The 17916-nt window shown below is 71.8% G+C and carries 11 protein-coding genes and 1 pseudogene; 9 read left to right on the top strand and 3 right to left on the bottom strand.

The genetic code is table 11. From position 1 onward, the window contains the following. Positions 1-33: 33 nt before the first annotated feature. Positions 34-906 (bottom strand): SMP-30/gluconolactonase/LRE family protein, encoded by an 873-nt coding sequence (locus AB0K65_RS04155; RefSeq protein WP_365714122.1) that lies wholly within the window; start codon positions 904-906, stop codon positions 34-36. Further along, positions 906-1673 carry an IclR family transcriptional regulator gene (locus AB0K65_RS04150; protein WP_365714120.1) on the bottom strand — a complete coding sequence of 256 codons (768 nt, stop codon included), beginning with the start codon at positions 1671-1673 and terminating at the stop codon, positions 906-908. The genes AB0K65_RS04155 and AB0K65_RS04150 overlap by 1 nt, the downstream gene beginning before the upstream one ends. A gap of 196 nt (positions 1674-1869) precedes the next feature. Between AB0K65_RS04150 and AB0K65_RS04145 the strand changes: the two genes are divergently transcribed. The 7 genes and pseudogenes from AB0K65_RS04145 to AB0K65_RS04115 all read left to right on the top strand — a co-directional run bounded on the left by AB0K65_RS04145 (position 1870) and on the right by AB0K65_RS04115 (position 12200). Beyond that, a complete protein-coding gene (locus AB0K65_RS04145; RefSeq protein ID WP_365714118.1) occupies positions 1870-3024 on the top strand; it encodes a mandelate racemase/muconate lactonizing enzyme family protein in 1155 nt (384 codons plus the stop codon). Further along, entirely contained in the window at positions 3021-4031 is a 1011-nt protein-coding gene (locus tag AB0K65_RS04140; protein ID WP_365714116.1) for an alcohol dehydrogenase catalytic domain-containing protein, read from the top strand. Before AB0K65_RS04145 ends, AB0K65_RS04140 begins: the two co-directional genes overlap by 4 nt. 140 nt (positions 4032-4171) lie before the next feature. Then, complete coding sequence (locus AB0K65_RS04135) at positions 4172-5149, top strand: hypothetical protein (protein ID WP_365714241.1); 978 nt, start codon at positions 4172-4174, stop codon at positions 5147-5149. A gap of 2 nt (positions 5150-5151) precedes the next feature. After that, positions 5152-6261: a multiple monosaccharide ABC transporter substrate-binding protein gene (gene chvE, locus AB0K65_RS04130; RefSeq protein ID WP_365714114.1), complete on the top strand. Its 1110-nt coding sequence runs from the start codon at positions 5152-5154 to the stop codon at positions 6259-6261. A 47-nt stretch (positions 6262-6308) separates the two neighbouring features. Next, complete coding sequence (gene mmsA / locus AB0K65_RS04125; protein ID WP_365714240.1) at positions 6309-7844, top strand: multiple monosaccharide ABC transporter ATP-binding protein; 1536 nt, start codon at positions 6309-6311, stop codon at positions 7842-7844. Between the two features lie 7 nt (positions 7845-7851). Continuing rightward, positions 7852-9081 carry a multiple monosaccharide ABC transporter permease gene (gene mmsB / locus AB0K65_RS04120; protein WP_365714112.1) on the top strand — a complete coding sequence of 410 codons (1230 nt, stop codon included), beginning with the start codon at positions 7852-7854 and terminating at the stop codon, positions 9079-9081. A gap of 196 nt (positions 9082-9277) precedes the next feature. Next, positions 9278-12200 (top strand): annotated as a pseudogene (locus AB0K65_RS04115) (glycoside hydrolase family 2 TIM barrel-domain containing protein). An 81-nt stretch (positions 12201-12281) separates the two neighbouring features. Here AB0K65_RS04115 and AB0K65_RS04110 read toward each other — a convergent pair. Continuing rightward, on the bottom strand, positions 12282-15218 hold the full coding sequence (locus AB0K65_RS04110; RefSeq protein ID WP_365714109.1) for a glycoside hydrolase family 48 protein: 2937 nt from the start codon (positions 15216-15218) through the stop codon (positions 12282-12284). A 544-nt stretch (positions 15219-15762) separates the two neighbouring features. Between AB0K65_RS04110 and AB0K65_RS04105 the strand changes: the two genes are divergently transcribed. Both AB0K65_RS04105 and AB0K65_RS04100 read left to right on the top strand, forming a co-directional pair. Continuing rightward, positions 15763-16101 (top strand): hypothetical protein, encoded by a 339-nt coding sequence (locus AB0K65_RS04105; RefSeq protein ID WP_365714107.1) that lies wholly within the window; start codon positions 15763-15765, stop codon positions 16099-16101. A 15-nt stretch (positions 16102-16116) separates the two neighbouring features. Continuing rightward, positions 16117-17850 (top strand): glycoside hydrolase family 6 protein, encoded by a 1734-nt coding sequence (locus AB0K65_RS04100; RefSeq protein ID WP_365714105.1) that lies wholly within the window; start codon positions 16117-16119, stop codon positions 17848-17850. Positions 17851-17916: the final 66 nt, after the last annotated feature.

The following is a 17916-nucleotide window of genomic DNA, read 5'->3' as shown; positions in this document are numbered from 1 at the left end:
TCGGGCGTGGCGCCCGGACGGATGGCGGGCCGTTCATCCGGCGAACGGGGTGGCGGGGAGGCCCTGGCCGATGCCCGGCAGGACGAGCAGCGCGCCGGAGAGCGGGTCGGGGTCTGGCAGGCCCGTGCGGGCGGTCGTGACGTACAGATCGCGCAGCTCCGGCCCGCCGAACGCGCAGGCGGTCGGGCGTCGTACGGGCAGCAGGACGGTCCGGTCGAGCTCGCCGCGCGGGGTGTAGCGGCGGAGCTGTCCGCCGTCCCAGAAGGCGACCCATACGCAGCCCTCGGCGTCCACGGTCAGTCCGTCGGGGAAGCCTGCGCCCTCTCCGGCCTCGACGAACGCGCGGCGTTCGACCGGGAGGCCCTCCCGGACGCGGAGGGTGTCGATCCTCCGGGTGGGGCTGTCGACGTAGTAGGCGACGGCGCCGTCCGGGCTCCAGCCGATGCCGTTGCTCACGGTCACGCCGTCGAGCAGGGTGGTCACGGAACCGTCGGCGGCGACCCGGACGAGGTGTCCGCCCCCGGCCGCCTCGTCGTAGCGCATGGTGCCGGCCCACAGGCTGCCGTCGGGGGCGACCGCCGCGTCGTTGCCCCGCCGGCCGGGCACGGGGTCGCGGTGCAGCCAGGAGAAGGCGCCGTCGGTGTCGTAGAGGCCGACGCCGTCCCGGAGGTTGGCGACGAGTCCGCCGCGTGTCCGGGGCTTGGCCGCGCCGATGTGCTGCTCGACGGCGGTGACCGAGACGTGGCCGCCGTCCGGCTCGTAGGCGTGGAGGCGGCGTCCGAGGATGTCCACCCATATCAGCCGCCCGCCGGCCGGGTCCCACGTCGGCCCTTCGCCGAGTTCGGCGGGCTCGCGTACCGCGACCTCGATGGCGGGGTCGCCCGCGGTCCGTCCTGCGGCCCTCATCACCGGCCCCGGTGCCCGAGCCGGAGGGACAGGTCGGCGGCGCCCTTGGCGGCGAGTCCGGCGAGTTCGGCCTCGCGCTCCGGGCTCCAGCGGATGACGGGCGCGGAGACGGAGAGGGCGGCGACGACGCGGCCGGAGGTGTCCCGTACGGGCGCGGCGACGCAGCTGACGTCCGGGTTGGACTCGCGGTGCTCGGTGGCGATGCCGCGTTCCCGGATCCGTGCGAGGGCGGCGCGCAGCGCGGCGGGGTCGGTGATGCTGTTCGGGGTCATGGAGGCCAGTTCGCGCCCCGCGATGCGGGCGTCGAGCTCCGGCTCGGGGAGCGAGGCGAGCAGCATCTTGCCGACGGAGGTGCAGTGCGCGGGAAGTCTTCGCCCCGCCGCCGAGACCATGCGGACGGCGTGGGTGGAGTCCACCTTGGCGATGTAGATGACGTCCGCGTCCTCCAGGATCGCGACGTGCACGGTCTCGCCGCACGTGTCGGCGACCTCGCGGGCGACCGCCTGCCCTTCGGCGGCGAGGTCGAGCTGCTCGGCGTAGCGGCTGCCGAGCTGGTAGGTGCGGACGCCGAGCCGGTAGCGTCCGGGCTGTTCCGGGACGGGCACGAGGTAGGAGCGCGCCGCCAGGGTGGTGAGCAGCTCGTGCGTGGTCGTGCGGGGCAGTTGGAGGGCGCGGGTGATCTCGGGGGCCGAGAGGGTGCCGTCGCCGTGGAGGAAGAGCTCCAGGATGTCGAAAGCCCTGGCCACTGCCGGTACGAGACGTCCCACGACCGCCCACCCACCCTCACCCGTTCGATATTCCGATCATTGACCGGTATGACGAACACAGGCTAACCACGGCCGTGTTCGCCGGGCAATGGCCCTGCGCGGGCCATTGACACCCTCCGGAGCGCTGATTACGGTCACGCCAACATTTCGAACGCATGACGAAATATCGAACGAGTCGATCCTGGGAGCAATCTCCGTGCGCATCACGGGAATCACCACTCATGTCGTCGGTACGCCCTGGCGCAACCTCACCTACGTCCGGGTCCACACCGACGAGGGCCTGACCGGCGTCGGCGAGACCCGAATGCTCGGCCGCACGGACGCGCTGGTCGGGTACCTCCGCGAGGCGGAGGCGAACCACATCGCCGGCTCCGACCCGTTCGCCGTGGAGGACCTCGTCCGGCGCATGAAGTACGGCGACTACGGCCGGGCCGGCGAGATCGTGATGTCCGGCATCGCCGTCGTGGAGATGGCCTGCTGGGACATCAAGGGCAAGGCGCTCGGCGTGCCGGTCTGGCAGCTGCTCGGCGGCAGGGTGACCGACCGGGTCAAGGCGTACGCCAACGGCTGGTACACCACCGAGCGCACGCCGGAGGCGTACCACGAGGCCGCCCGGGCGGTCGTGGCCCGCGGCTATCGCGCGCTGAAGATCGACCCGTTCGGCACCGGCCACTTCGAGCTGGACGCCGAGCGTTCGCGGTACGCGGTCTCGCTGATCGAGGCCGTCCGGGACGCGATCGGGCCGGACACGGAACTGATGCTGGAGATGCACGGGCGCTTCTCCCCCGCGACGGCGATCCGGCTCGCCCGCGAGATGGCGCCGTTCCGTCCCGCGTGGCTGGAGGAGCCCGTCCCGCCGGAGAACCTCAAGGCGCTGGAGAAGGTGGCCGCCAAGGTCGACCTGCCGATCGCCACCGGTGAACGCATCCACGACCGGATCGAGTTTCGCGAGCTGTTCGAAGCGCAGGCGGCCGACATCATCCAGCCGGACGTCGGGCACATCGGCGGCATCCTGGAGACCCGCAAGCTGGCGGCGACGGCCGAGACCCACTACACGCTGATCGCCCCGCACAACGTGGGCGGCTCGGTGCTCACCGCCGCCTCGCTCCAGCTCGCCGCCTGCACACCGAACTTCAAGATCCTGGAGCACTTCAACGACTTCGCGGACGCGGAGATCAAGGGGGTCGTCCGCGGCGCGCCGGAGGTCGATCCGGAGACCGGCTGCTTCACGGTCTCGCACGAGCCGGGCCTCGGCGTCGAGCTGGACGTGGACGCGGCGGCCGCGTTCCCGCAGCAGCGGGCCCGCTTCGACCTGTGGGCAGAGGGCTGGGAGCGCAGGGAGCCCAAGTGAGCCGGGCGATCGTCATCGCGCGACCCGGCGAACACCGGCTCGTGCGACGGGAGATCCCCCGCCCGGGCCCCGGTGAGGTGCGGGTCCGGGTGGCCGCCGCCGGGATCTGCATGAGCGACCGCGAGATGTACGACGGACACCGCGACCCCGGCTTCGTCCGCTACCCGGTGACGCCCGGCCACGAGTGGTCCGGCACCGTGGAGGCGGCGGGGCCCGGCGCCGATCCCGCGCTGGTCGGCCGCCGCTGCGTCGCCGAGGGCTTCCGCTCCTGCGGGACCTGCGAGCGGTGCCGGTGCGGTGAGACGACCCTGTGCGCGGCGGGGTACGCGGAGACCGGCTTCACGGAGCCGGGCGGCATGGCCGACCACGTGGTCGTACCCGCCCGGCTGCTGCACCTGCTGCACGACGACGCGGACCTGCGGTCCGCCGCGCTCCTGGAACCGGCCGCGGTGGCCGCCGCGGCCGTACGCGCCGGGCGCCCCCGGCCCGGCGAGCGGGTCGCCGTCGTCGGCGCCGGCACCCTCGGGCTGCTCGCGGTCCAGCTGCTCGCGGCCTCCTCGCCCGCCGAACTCGTCGCCGTCGACCCGCGGACGGCCCGAGGGGAGCAGGCGCTGCGGTCCGGCGCGAGCCGGGCCCTCGTCCCGGCCGAGGCGACCGCGCTGGCCGGCCGCTTCGACCTGGTCGTGGAGACGGCCGGGGCACCCTCCACGGCCGCGTCCTCCTGCCTGCTGGCCCGCCGGGGCGGCCGCGTCGTGCTGACCGGGATGTTCACGCGGGGGGCCGTCGGGATCGACCCGGTGCACCTCTCCCTGAGCCAGCTGGAGGTGCGCAGTGTCTTCGGGGCGTCCTCAGGCGCCTGGGCCGACGCGGTACGCGCCTTCGGTCTCGGGCTGCTCGACCCGTCCCCGCTGATCTCCCACGAGTTCCCGTTGGACCGGTTCGCGGAGGCCGTCGCCCTCGTCGGCGGCGGCGATCCGAGGACCGGCAAGATCCTGCTCCGTCCCTGACCCGGGCCGGTCCGCCGAACCGTACGGCGGTGGTGGGAGCCCGCGCCGGGCTCCCCGCCGTCCACGCCTCGCCCGTACGCCCCCTCCCCACCGGCGCACGCCGCTCACTCCGAACCGTGTCCGATATACCGAACAAAGGGATCTCCGTGAACGCTTCGCCCTCCCCACCCCGCCGCCCCGGGGCCGACGCGCTCGCCCGGATCGGCCATCCCGTGCCTCCGGCCGACCCCGCGGACGCCTCACCGCACCGCTTCCCCGACGGAGGCACCTGGCGCACCGAGGTCCCCTCCGTGGAAGGGCCGGAGGCGCTCGCCGTCGTCCTGGAGGAGAGCGCCCGGCTCGACGTCCCCGTCCACCGGGTCAGCCAGGGCAGCGGCGTCTGGATGCTCACCGACGCCGAGATCACCGAGATGGTGGACGCCTGCGCCGCACGCGCCGTCGAGCTGTGCCTCTTCACCGGGCCGCGCGGCACCTGGGACACCGGCGCCGCCACGCGCACCGACTCCGGGGGCGCCGGGCCGCGGGCCCGGGGCCACGACGCGCTCGCCGGATGCGTCGAGGACGCCCTGCGCGCCACCGCGGCGGGCGTGCGCTGCCTGCTCGTCGCCGACGAGGGCGTGCTGTGGACCCTGCACCGGATGCGCGCGGCGGGGGTGCTCCCCGCCGACACCACCCTCAAGGCCTCCGCCCTCGTCGGCCCCGCCAACCCCGCCTCGTACGCCGTCTACGAACACCTCGGCGCGGACTCCCTGAACGTCCCCTCCGACCTCACCCTCGGCCACCTCACCGAGATCCGCCGGGCCAGCCGCGCGCCCCTCGACCTCTACGTGGAGGCGCCCGACGACCTCGGCGGCTTCGTGCGGATGTACGAGGCCGCCGAACTGATCCGCAGGGGGGCGCCCCTCTATCTCAAGTTCGGTCTCAGCAAGTCCGCCGGCATCTACCCCTACGGCGCCCATCTGCGCGAGCACACCCTCGCCACCGCACGCGAGCGTGTGCGGCGAGGACGCCTCGTCCTCGATCTGCTGGCCCGCCACGGCGCCGACGGCGGGATGTCCCCGCTCGGCTCCCGGCTGCCCGGCGGACTCCGGCGCTTCCCCGCCCCCGAAGGGAACTGACCATGCGCATCCGCACACTCCGGGCGGCCGCCCTCGCCTCCCTGCTCGTCCTCGCCCTCACCGCCTGCGGCCAGGAGGCCCGCGGCGGCAGCCGCTACCGGCCCGACGCGGGCAAGGGCGGCACGATCGGCCTGGCGATGCCGACCAAGGCGTCGGAACGCTGGATAGCCGACGGCGAGAACATGGCGAAGCAGTTCCGGCAGGCCGGCTACGAGACCGATCTGCAGTACGGCGACGACAAGGTCGAGAACCAGATCGCCCAGATCGAGAACATGATCACCAAGGGCAGGCGGCTGCTGGTGGTCGCCGCCATCGACGGCGCCGCCCTCACCGACGTCCTGCGGCGCGCGCACGACGCGGGCATCCCGGTGATCTCGTACGACCGCCTCATCATGGGCACCGAACACGTCGACTACTACGCCTCGTTCGACAACGAGCGGGTCGGTGAGCTGGAGGCGCGCTACATCGTCGAGCGGCTGAAGCTGGGCGCGCCCGCCCGGAACGCGGGCAAGCCCTACGACATCGAGCTGTTCGCGGGCTCGCCGGACGACAACAACACCCGGTACTTCTGGAACGGCGCCATGAAGGTGCTCCAGCCCTACCTCGCCAGCGGACAGCTCGTCGTACGCAGCGGACAGACGCGGATGAACCAGGCGACCACCCTGCGCTGGGACGGCGGCACCGCACAGAAGCGGATGGACGACCTGATCAGCAAGAACTACGGCGCGGAGAGCGTCGACGCGGTCCTCTCGCCGTACGACGGCATCTCCATCGGCATCATCTCCGCCCTCAGGAGCGCCGGTTACGGCACGCCCGAGCGGCCCCTGCCCATCGTCACCGGCCAGGACGCGGAACTCGCCTCGGTCAAGTCCATCATCCGGGGCGAGCAGACGCAGACGGTCTTCAAGGACACCCGCAAGCTGGCCGCCCGGGCGGTGGCCATGGGCGACGCCGTGCTGAACGGCAGGAAGCCCGAGGTCAACAACGTCAAGGACTACGACAACGGCAAGAAGACCGTGCCGTCGTACCTCCTCGACCCGGTCAGTATCGACAAGTCGAACACCCAGCTCCTCGTGCGCGAGGGGTACTTCACGGCGGGACAGCTGTCGTGAAGCGGCCCGAGCCGGACGAGCACGGGTCCTCCCGTCCCGTGCTGGAGATGCGCGGCATCACGAAGACCTTCCCCGGCGTCACCGCGCTCAGCGAGGTGAACCTCACGGTCCGCCCCCGGGAGATCCACGCCCTCTGCGGGGAGAACGGAGCCGGGAAGTCGACCCTCATGAAGGTGCTGAGCGGGGTCCATCCGCACGGCAGCTACGAGGGCGAGATCCGCTTCGAGGGCGAGCCGGTCGCCTTCCGGGACATCCGGGCGAGCGAGCGCCGCGGCATCGTGATCATCCATCAGGAGCTGGCGCTCATCCCCCACCTGTCGATCGCCGAGAACATCTTCCTCGGCAACGAACAGGCACGCCGGGGGATCGTCGACTGGAACGACACCCTGCGCAGCGCCCGCCGGCTCCTCGCCCGCGTCGGCCTGCGCGAGAACCCCCTGACACCGGTCGCCGACCTCGGCGTCGGCGGACAGCAGCTGGTCGAGATCGCCAAGGCACTGTCCAAGAGGGTGCGGCTGCTCATCCTCGACGAGCCGACGGCCGCGCTCAACGACGAGGACAGCGCCGCCCTCCTGGGACTCATCCTGGAGCTGCGCGAGCAGGGCGTCGCCTCCGTCGTCATCTCGCACAAGCTGAACGAGATCCGGCGCATCGCCGACGCGGTGACGGTCCTGCGCGACGGCCGCACCGTCGAGTCCCTGACGGTGCGACCCGAGCCGGCCGCCGCGCCGGAGCTGTCCGAGGACCGGATCATCCGCGGCATGGTCGGCCGCGACCTGGACCACCGCTTCCCCGACCGCACGCCCCACGACGCGGCCGGGGCCGGCCGGCCCGCGCTGGCCGTGCGCGGCTGGACCGTACGGCACCCGGTCGACCAGCGGCGCACGGTCGTCGACGACGTGTCCCTCACCGTCCGCCCGGGCGAGATCGTCGGCCTCGCCGGCCTGATGGGCGCGGGCCGCACGGAGCTGGCGATGTCGGTCTTCGGCCGCTCCTACGGGGGTTACGTCTCCGGGACGGTGGAGATCGACGGCCGGGAGGTGTCGACCAGGACCGTGCCGGCGGCGATCGAGGCCGGTCTCGCCTATGTGACGGAGGACCGCAAGCGGTACGGCCTCAACCTCATCGACACGGTCCACCGCAACATCTCCCTCGCGTCCCTGCCGGGGATGCGGCGGCGCGGCGTCGTCGACGAGCACCACGAACGCCAGGTCGCCGAGCGCTACCGCGCCACCATGAACATCAAGACCCCGACCGTCTTCGAGCAGGTCGGCCGCCTCTCCGGCGGCAACCAGCAGAAGGTCGTGCTCAGCAAGTGGATCCACGCCGACCCCAGGGTGCTGATCCTCGACGAGCCGACCCGTGGGATCGACGTCGGCGCGAAGTACGAGATCTACACCGTCATCGACCGGCTCGCGGCCCAGGGCAAGGGCGTGCTGTTCATCTCCTCCGAGCTGCCCGAGCTCCTCGGGATGTGCGACCGGATCTACACGATGACCGAGGGCCGACTCACCGGTGAGGTGGCCCGCGGCGAGGCCACCCAGGAGACCTTGATGCGCCACATGACCATGAGCAGGAGCTGAGCCCGCCATGACCACCACGACTCCCCCCGCGCAGGACACGGCGAAGGCCCGGCCGGAGCCCCCGTCGGCCGGTGCGCTGCTGCTCCAGGCGGTGCGGGCCGACATGCGCCAGTACGGCATGCTCGTCGCCCTCGTCTTCCTCGTCGTCCTCTTCCAGATATGGACCGACGGGACGCTGCTGCTGCCGAACAACGTCTCCAACCTGATCCAGCAGAACAGCTACATCCTCATCCTGGCCATCGGCATGATGATCGTCATCATCGCCGGCCACATCGACCTCTCCGTCGGGTCCCTGGCCGCGTTCGTCGGGGCCCTGGCGGCCGTGCTGATGGTCCGGCACGACGTGCCCTGGGCCCTGGCCCTCGTGCTCTGCCTGCTGGTCGGGGCGGCCGCCGGCGCCTGGCAGGGGTACTTCATCGCCTACCTCGGCATCCCGTCGTTCATCGTGACGCTCGCCGGGATGCTGCTCTTCCGCGGTCTGACCCAGATCTTCCTGGAGGGCCGGTCCCTGGCGCCGTTCCCCGACGGCTTCCAGAACATTGCCAAGGGGTTCATCCCCGAGATGGGCCCCTACACGCAGTACCACAACCCGACGCTGCTCCTCGGCCTGGCCACCGTCGTCTTCCTCCTCCTGCGCGAGTGGCGCGACCGCAAGCGGCAGCTGGCCTACGAACTCGACGTGCTGCCCGCCGGGCTGTGGACGCTGAAGTGCGTGGCGATGACGGCGGCCGTCGTGGCGTTCACGCTGACCCTGGCGAGCTTCCACGGCGTGCCGGTGGTCATGCTGGTCATGTGCGCGCTGCTGATCGGTCTGGGATACGTGATGCGCAACGCGGTCGTCGGCCGTCACGTGTACGCCCTGGGCGGCAACAAGGCGGCGGCCAAGCTCTCGGGCGTCAAGGACAAGCGCGTCACCTTCCTGGTCTTCGTCAACATGGGCGTCCTCGCGGCGCTCGCCGGGTGCGTCTACGCCGCGCGGCTCAACGCCGGCACGCCCCAGGCGGGCCTGAACTTCGAGCTGGAGGCGATCGCGGCGGCCTTCATCGGCGGCGCCTCGATGAGCGGCGGCGTGGGCACCGTGACGGGCGCCGTGATCGGCGGCCTGGTGCTCGGCGTCCTGAACAACGGCATGTCGCTGGTCGGCATCGGCACCGACTACCAGCAGGTCATCAAGGGACTGGTGCTGCTCGCGGCGGTCGGCTTCGACGTCTGGAACAAGCGCCGGGCCGGCCGCTAGCCGCGGCGCCGGGCCGGGCCGGGTGATCACGGCACCCGCGTCCAACCCGCCGCGAAAGGTCCAACAGCCCGGCGCGCCGCCGGGGTTGCGCGGAGGGAGAGGTCAGGATGGGATGGAAACGGGGGGCGGCAAGCGCTTCCCGCCCACCGGCCGCCTCTCCCTCTCATCCCCCTCCGTCCTCTCCCGCAGGAGCTTCATGCCCTCCCTGCCCTGGTACGAAGACGTCTCCCCCGGCCGCGGCTGCCTGCCGCCCCGCGCCTGGTTCGCCCGCTCGGACGCCGCCTCCCTCTCCCTGAACGGGACCTGGCGCTTCCGGCTCTCCCCCACCGCCGACGCCGAGGACGCCTCCTTCGCCGCCGAGGGGTACGACTCACGGGGCTGGGGCGAGATCGCGGTCCCCGGGCACTGGGTGCTCCAGGGCAAGGACCACGGCGCCCCGGCGTACACCAACATCCTCTATCCCTTCCCGGTCGACCCGCCGCGCGTCCCGACCGAGAACCCCACCGGCGACCATCTGCGCCCCTTCGACCTGCCGGAGGACTGGCCGCAGGGCGGCGGGGCCGTGCTGCGCTTCGACGGAGTGGAGTCCGCGGCGCGGGTCTGGCTCAACGGCGAGGAGCTGGGCGCCTTCACGGGCTCGCGCCTGCCGCACGAGTTCGCTGTCGGCGCCCTGCTGAGGCCGCGCGGCAACGTGCTCGCCGTCCGTGTCCACCAGTGGTCGGCCGGCTCCTACCTGGAGGACCAGGACCAGTGGTGGCTGCCGGGCATCTTCCGCGACGTCACCCTGCACCACCGCCCCGAGGGCGCGGCCCGGGACTTCTTCGTGCACGCCTCGTACGACCACACCTCCGCCACGGGCACGCTGCGTGTCGCGTGCGACGTACCGGGCCGGGTCACGGTGCCGGAGCTGGGCATCGACGTGGCGACGGACGAGGAGGTGACGGTCGCGGTCGAGCCGTGGACCGCCGAGACCCCCCCGCCTCTACGCGGGCGAACTGGCCGCCGGCGGCGAGCGCGTCGGTCTGCGCGTCGGTTTCCGTACGGTCCTCGTCGAGGACGGTCTGGTCAAGGTCAACGGCCGACGCGTCCTCTTCCGGGGGGTGAACCGGCACGAGTTCCATCCCGAGACCGGCCGGAGCGTCGACCTGGCGACCATGCGCCAGGACGTGGAGCTGATGAAGCGGCACAACGTCAACGCGGTCCGCACCTCGCACTATCCGCCGCACCCCGCCTTCCTGGACCTGTGCGACGAGTACGGCCTGTGGGTGATCGACGAGTGCGACCTGGAGACCCACGGCTTCCAGCGGTCCGGCTGGCGGGGCAATCCGGTGGCCGACGACTCCTGGACCCCGGCGCTGCTCGACCGTGCGGCGCGGACCGTCGAGCGCGACAAGAACCACGCCTCGGTGATCATCTGGTCGCTCGGCAACGAGTGCGGCACCGGCGCCGGTCTGACCGCCATGGCCGCGTGGATCCGCGACCGCGATCCGTCACGGCTCGTCCACTACGAAGGAGATCCGTCCTGCGCGGACACGGACCTGTACTCCCGGATGTACGCCACGCACGACGAGGTCGAGGAGATCGGCCGCCGGGAGGACGAGGGCCCCGACTCCCGGCGCGAACTCCCCTTCATCCTCTGCGAGTACGCGCACGCGATGGGCAACGGGCCCGGTGGCCTCTCCGCGTACCAGCGGCTCTTCGAACGGTACGAGCGCTGTCAGGGCGGCTTCGTCTGGGAATGGATCGACCACGGTCTGGCCCACCCGGAGTACGGCTACGGCTACGGCGGCGACTTCGGCGAGGAGCTGCACGACGGCAACTTCGTCTGCGACGGGCTGCTGTTCCCCGACCGGACACCGTCGCCCGGCCTGGTCGAGTACAAGAAGGTCGTCGAGCCGGTCCGGATCGAACCGGTCCCCGGCGCCGAGGACGGCGCCGCCGCGTGCGTACGGATCACCAACCTCCACGACTTCGCCGATCTCTCCGCGCTGTCCTTCACCTGGTCGTACCTGGTCGACGGAGTGCCGGCCGGCGGCGGGCCGCTCGCGGTACCGGCGCTGCGCGCCGGGGAGAGCACCGATGTCGCCCTGCCCGCGGCGCCCGAGCCCGGAGCGGACGGGGGCGGCGAGGGGTACGGCGGAGGGGAGCGGACCTGGACGGTACGGGCGCTGCTCGCCCACGACACCGCCTGGGCTCCGGCGGGCCACGAGGTCGCGTGGGGCCAACTCCCGGTGCGGCCACGGGCCGTGGTGGGCCGCGAGGTGAGCGGTGCGCGGCCGGGCGCGGGCTCGGGGCTGATCACGCTCGGCCCGGCCTCCTTCGACGCCCGTTCGGGCGAGCCGCTCTCTCTCGCCGGCATTCCCGTGCGCGGACTGCGCCTCGACGTCTGGCGCGCGCCGACCGACAACGACAACGGGGCCTGGTGGAAGCCGGACGAACGCTACGGAACGCTCTGGCGCGAGGTGGGTCTGCACCGGATGAGGCACCGCGTCGACGCGGTGGAGACGGACGGTGAGGGGCTGACGGTACGGACCCGGGTGGCGCCCGCGGCGCTGGACGCGGGGCTGCGCACCGTCTACCGCTGGACGTCCGACGGCTCCCGGCTGCGGCTCACGGTCGACGTGGCCCCGGAGGGCGAGTGGCTGCTGCCCCTCCCCCGGCTCGGTGTGCGCCTCGGCCTTCCGGCCGCTCTGGACCGGGTCACCTGGTTCGGCGGCGGGCCGGGCGAGGCCTATCCGGACACCCGCGCCGCCGCGCGGATCGGCCGCTGGGAGGCGGGCGTGGACGATCTCCAGACCCCTTACGTCCGTCCGCAGGAGAACGGTGCCCGGATCGACACCCGGTGGCTCGACCTGAGCGGGGAGCACGGCGGGCTGCGGGTGGAGGGTGACCCCCCGTTCTGGTTCGCGGCCCGCCGCTGGACCGACGAGCAGCTCGACGCGGCGGAGCACCGGAGCGATCTCGTCCCCGGTGACACGGTCTGGCTCCGTCTGGACCACGCCCAGCAGGGCATCGGCTCCCGCTCGTGCGGCCCCGGTGTGCTGCCGCCGTACCGGCTGCGGGCCGCTCCCGCGCGGTTCTCCTTCACGTTCACGGCGCTCGACCGACCCGCCGTGTGACGCGTGGATGGCCGGACGGATCCGGGAAGCGGATCCGTCCGGCCTCGTCGTACGCGGAGCCGGCTCCTGGCGGGGCGGCTGCTATTCGAGCAGCTCCGCGTACGAGCCCATGGCCAGGGCGATGTCCGCCTGGGCCCAGAACCGGTGGTAGGTGAAGACGGGCGCGGCGCCGCCCGCCAGGTAGGCCTCGACCTTCGGCCAGGCGGGGTCGTCCTGGTAGAAGGAGCGGATCGAGGCGAAGGTGGACGCGTTGTTCACCGTGTCGCCGTTCGGCATGGTGCCGGTCCAGCCGGACGGTACGTACACCGGGTCGTCGAACCGGTTGTAGTCGGCGCGGGTCTCCGGGACGGCGATGCCCAGCGGGTCCTGGTGGTGGGTCCACATGCCGTCGAGCAGGGCCTTGGCGACCCGCTTGGCCTCGGCGTGGCCGGACTTGGCGGCGTAGTAGGTCAGGGTCTTGGCGTAGGCGGCGGCGATGCCGACGTCGTCGGTGTAGTCGGCGACGGTGACGTGGAGCCCGGTGTTGGCACCGGGGTTCGCCGCGTTCCAGGTGTCGGGGGCGCCGGACCACTGGAGCGTGGAGGGGATGCGGTAGGTGCCGTCGGGGTTGATGGTGGTCTTGGACAGGGCCCAGGCGACCCACTTGTCGAGGACGGTCTTGGCGGCCGCGTCCCCGGTCTGCTGGTAGTACTCGGCGACCCGCTCCATGGACCAGGCCTGGAAGCCGAACCACTGGTTGGAGGCCGGGTCGTGGTAGACGGGCTTCTCGTCGTAGAAGAGGCCGTGGAAGGTGGGCGTCCCGGCCGGCGGCGTGGCGTAGCGGCCCTGCCAGCTGTTGGTGGCGCCGCCCGCGATGGCGCCTTCGGAGGACTGGAGCCAGCGGTAGAACTCCAGCTGACGGTCGAGGCTCGTCGCCCAGTCCGCCGCGCCCGTGGCCGACTTGGGCTTCAGGGGGGCGTACTCGCTCAGCGCGTAGGCGGCGAGCGGGTTCTGGTAGCCGCCGTGGGCGTGGCTGGAGCCGATCCGCCAGGACCAGCCGGCGCTGGTGTCGGTGGCGCCGCCCCAGGCGTAGTACCAGGACATCAGGTAGTGCGCGCTGTCCTTGCCGGTGCCCGCGGGGCAGGTGACGGGTCCGACGCAGTTGCCCGATTTCTTGAAGTACTTGTCGAACATGGCGTACCGCAGGTAGTCGCCCATCTTGGCCGCCTTGGAGACGGTCGCGGTGACCTGGGTTCCCTTGCCCTGCTCCTTGGCCCAGATGTCGGCCCAGTAGGCGGCCTGGACGGCGCGGGCGTCGGCGTCGGGGGCGTTGGTGAACTTCCACTGCTTGGCGTAGGAGGCGTCCCCGGTGAAGAGGTCGAGGTAGCCGTTCTTCCCGCCGTACGTGAAGTTGTCGCAGGTCGGGTGGGTGACGGTCTCCCAGACGGATTCCTGCGGGCCGCGCTGGAAGGTGTTGATGTACGAAGGCCCGGTCGCCGTCGGCCCGGCAGAGCACTTGCCGGGTTCGTTGCCGTAGCCGTAGACGTTGTCGACGTCCTGGATCCAGTGCATGCCGTAGATGTCGTCGGTGCCGTAGGCGCTCTTCAGTTCACCGGCGATCGGGTCGGATCCGGACGGGGCTCCGGAGTCGAGCCGGGCCGGGTACTGGGAGGGCAGGTCGTGCTCGGGTGCGTAGGTGGCCGGCTTGGAGGCGTTGTAGCTGCCGGTGGTGGGCTGGTCGGCGTGGGTGGGGATCATGTACTTCTCCATGGTGTCCCACGCACCGTTGAACTTGGTCCAGTCGCCGGTGATCTTGCCGTACATCGCCTGGAGCCAGATGAGGTAGCTGTACGCCTCGGAGGTCGTCTCGTGGCCGTGGTCCGGGGCCTCGACGATCAGGGTCTCCACCGAGTGGTACGGGATGCCCTCCGGGGAGAAGTAGCCGTTGGCCGGGTTGGTGATCTTGCCGTGGAGGTCGAGGAAGCGGGCGTCGTAGGTGGAGTCGGCGGCCAGCTGGGCGACGGTCACCTCGGCCTTGGTGTGGCCGGGGGCGGTCGCGGTGAAGACGGCCGAGCCGGTCCCGGTGGCCGCCGCGGCGATGGTCACCTTCTGGGCGGTGTTCCAGTTCGCCGGGGTGAAGGTGAGGCTCGCGCCTCCGCCGATGGTGAGGTTGCTGTTGCCCGAGGTGCGCGCGGTGGACACCGTGACGTTCCCGGCGGGCTGGGTGGAGAGCTTCAGATCGAAGGTGCCGGTGGCTCCCTGCCGGACGCCGAACTGCGCGGGCGTGGCGACGAGCGCCGGTCCGGCGGCGACGGTGACGCCCACCGGGGCGGACTCGGCGGAGGCGCCCATGCTGTCGTACGCCTTGGCGTAGAGCGAGTGGGAGCCGGCGGCGAGACCGGTCGCGCTGAAGGCGAACGGGGCGGTGGTGTCCGTGCCGAGCAGGACCGTGTCGCTGTAGAACTCCACCTTGTCGACGCTCGCGCCGTCGGCGGCGGCCGCGGTGGCGGCCAGCGGCACGGGATCGCCCTGGGAGAAGACCGCTCCGGGGGCCGGACTGGTGAGCACGGCGAGGGGCGGCTGGTGGGCTCCGGCGCAGGGCGTGCCGTTGACCGCGAAGGCGGTCGGGGCGGCGTTGGTCCCGGTGTAGCCGAACTGGGCGCCGGTGGTGACGGCCGCTCCCGCGGCGACGGTCCGGTTCCAGCCGGCGTTGACGACGGTGACCCTCTTGCCGGACTGCGACCAGGTGCCGTTCCAGCCGTTGGTCAGTTTCTGGTCGCCGGTCTGGTCGTAGGTGAGCGTCCAGCCGTCGAGCGGGGTGGTGGCGCGGTTGGTGAGGGTCAGTTCGGCGGTGAAGCCGGACCCCCAGTCATTGGTCTTGTAGTCGACGCTGCACTGCACCGCCGCTGCGTGGGCGGTCGTGCCCACGGCGGTCAGACCCAGGGGGAGGGTCAGGGCCGCGGCGAGGGCGGCCGAGACGGCGCGTGGCCTGCGTGTTCCGCGGTTTCTGCTGGGGAGGTGTGGCGTGCGGGGTGGCATGCGGGTGGTTCTCCTCGCGGCTCGGGGAGGCGGGGCGTGCGGAGAGAAGGACACAAGCTCTGAACCAGTGGGAGCGCTCCCACTGTGCAGACGGGACGCAAGGGCGTCAAGGTGCGTGAAGAGTCGAACACATTCGACCGGGAACTTCTTCAACTCCTCTTTTGCTTGGCGCCCGTTGGCGCTACGGTCTGGCCCCACCAGTGGGAGCGATTCCGTCAGTCGGCGCGTCGTCTCAGACGCGTCCTCGCTGCAAGGACTCGCTCATGCGTCATCCCCCCACGTCTGTCCGCGCCGCTCGCCCGAGCGGCGCTCACCAGGGCGAGCACCGCTTTCGCCGTGGTCGGTACGGCCGCCGGAGCAGCGACCGCACCTTCGTGCACGGTGGAGTACGCGGTCGTCGGCCAGTGGGCCGGCGGCTTCCAGGGATCGGTGACCGTCGCCGACGGCGGTCGCGACATGCGTGGTCGGAGGCCGGGGTCCGCGCGGCCGGGGCCCTCGCCCTCGTCCTCGTTCCCGGCATCGCGTACTCCGACGGCCTGAGCCGGTGGCTCGCCCACGCTCCCCCCCCGACCCCGCGGGCGAACTCGCCGCGGTCTGGCACGTGTACTCCTTCGCCATCCGTTCCGACGAAGCCTGCCGGGACAGCACCCCCGCTCCCGCCGCCCGCGTGCCCCCGGTGGCGCGCGAGACCGGTGAGCACACCTGCGGTCACGGCTTCATCGACAGGGTGATGAAGCGTTTCGACGACCGCTCCCTCTCGTATCTCGGCTGGACCGGGAGCACCCGCAACCGCTCCCCGGGTCCTGCCTTGATCACGTCGTACGACGGCACACCCATCGCATTCGGCATCGGGCCGCGCGAGCACCTGCGCGCCCAGGACTGAAAGGCACCTCACGAAATGAGCCGCACAACCAGCCGTACCACCGGCCGCACCGCCCTGCTGGCGGCCATCGGCCTCATCACGGCGACCGGCGCCACGGCGACCGTGATGTCGTCCACCGCCGGCGCCGCCGCCGCGGGCTGCAAGGTCGACTACACGGTCACCAACCAGTGGAACTCCGGCTTCGGCGCCAATGTCGTCGTCACCAACACCGGTGACCCGGTGTCCACCTGGACGCTGGAGTGGTCCTACGCCGGCGACCAGAAGGTCACCCAGGGCTGGAACGCCACGATCACCCAGTCCGGGGCGGCCGTGACGGCGAAGAGCCTGTCGTACAACGGATCGCTCGCCACGGGCGGCACGGCCTCCTTCGGCTTCAACGGTTCCTACAGCGGCACGAACACGGTGCCCGCGACCTTCAAGCTCAACGGCGTCACCTGCAACGGCGCCACCACGCCGACCGACCCGACCACCCCGCCCACGACGCCGCCGCCCACCTCCGGCAAGGCCGACAACCCGTACGCCGGTGCCAAGGTGTACGTGAACCCGGAGTGGTCGGAGAAGGCCTCCGCCGAGCCCGGCGGGACGAGGATCTCGAACCAGCCCACCGGCGTCTGGCTCGACCGCATCGCCGCCATCGGCGGAGTGAACGGCGGCATGAGCCTGCGCGACCACCTCGACGAGGCCCTGGTCCAGAAGGGCAGCGGTGAGCTCGTCGTCCAGCTGGTCATCTACAACCTGCCCGGGCGCGACTGTGCCGCGCTCGCCTCCAACGGCGAGCTGGGCCCCACCGAGATCGACCGCTACAAGACGCAGTACATCGACCCGATCGCGGCCGTCCTCGCCGACCCGAAGTACGCCGGCCTGCGGGTCGTCACCACCGTCGAGATCGACTCGCTGCCGAACCTCGTCACCAACGTCTCCGGGCGCCCCACGGCCACCCCGAACTGCGACGTGATGAAGTCCAACGGCAACTACATCAAGGGCGTCGGCTACGCGCTGAACAAGCTGGGCTCGATCGCCAACGTCTACAACTACGTGGACGCGGGCCACCACGGCTGGCTCGGCTGGGACGACAACTTCGGCCCCTCGGCCGAACTCTTCAAGCAGGCGGCGACCGCCGAGGGCTCCACGGTCGCCAACGTCCACGGCTTCATCGTGAACACCGCCAACTACAGCGCCCTGAAGGAGAACCACTTCGGCATCAACGACTCCGTCAACGGGGTCTCGGTGCGCCAGTCGAAGTGGGTCGACTGGAACCGGTACGTCGACGAGCTGTCGTACGCCCAGGCGATGCGCGACAAGCTGGTCTCGCTCGGCTTCGACTCGAAGCTCGGCATGCTGATCGACACCTCCCGCAACGGCTGGGGCGGCACCGCGCGTCCCACCGCGCCGGGCGCGCAGACCTCGGTCGACACGTACGTCAACGGCGGGCGCTACGACCGGCGCATCCACCTCGGCAACTGGTGCAACCAGTCGGGCGCGGGCCTCGGCGAACGGCCGCAGGCCGCTCCGGCCGCCGGCATCGACGCGTACGTGTGGATGAAGCCCCCGGGCGAGTCCGACGGCGCCAGCAAGGAGATCCCGAACAACGAGGGCAAGGGATTCGACCGGATGTGCGACCCGACCTACACGGGCAACGCGCGCAACGGCAACAGCATGTCGGGCGCCCTGCCCGACGCGCCGATCTCGGGCCAGTGGTTCTCGGCCCAGTTCCAGGAGCTGATGAAGAACGCCTACCCGGCGCTGTGACGGCCGTCGGTCCGTGACACGCCCCCCGGGGCCGGTCGGAACACGCGTTCCGGCCGGCCTCCGGTC

This window comes from Streptomyces sp. NPDC053755, from assembly GCF_040677675.1.
Classification (GTDB): Bacteria; Actinomycetota; Actinomycetes; order Streptomycetales; family Streptomycetaceae; genus Streptomyces.
Note: the sequence above shows the minus strand (reverse complement) of the source record. Positions and strands in the feature narration are given on the sequence as shown.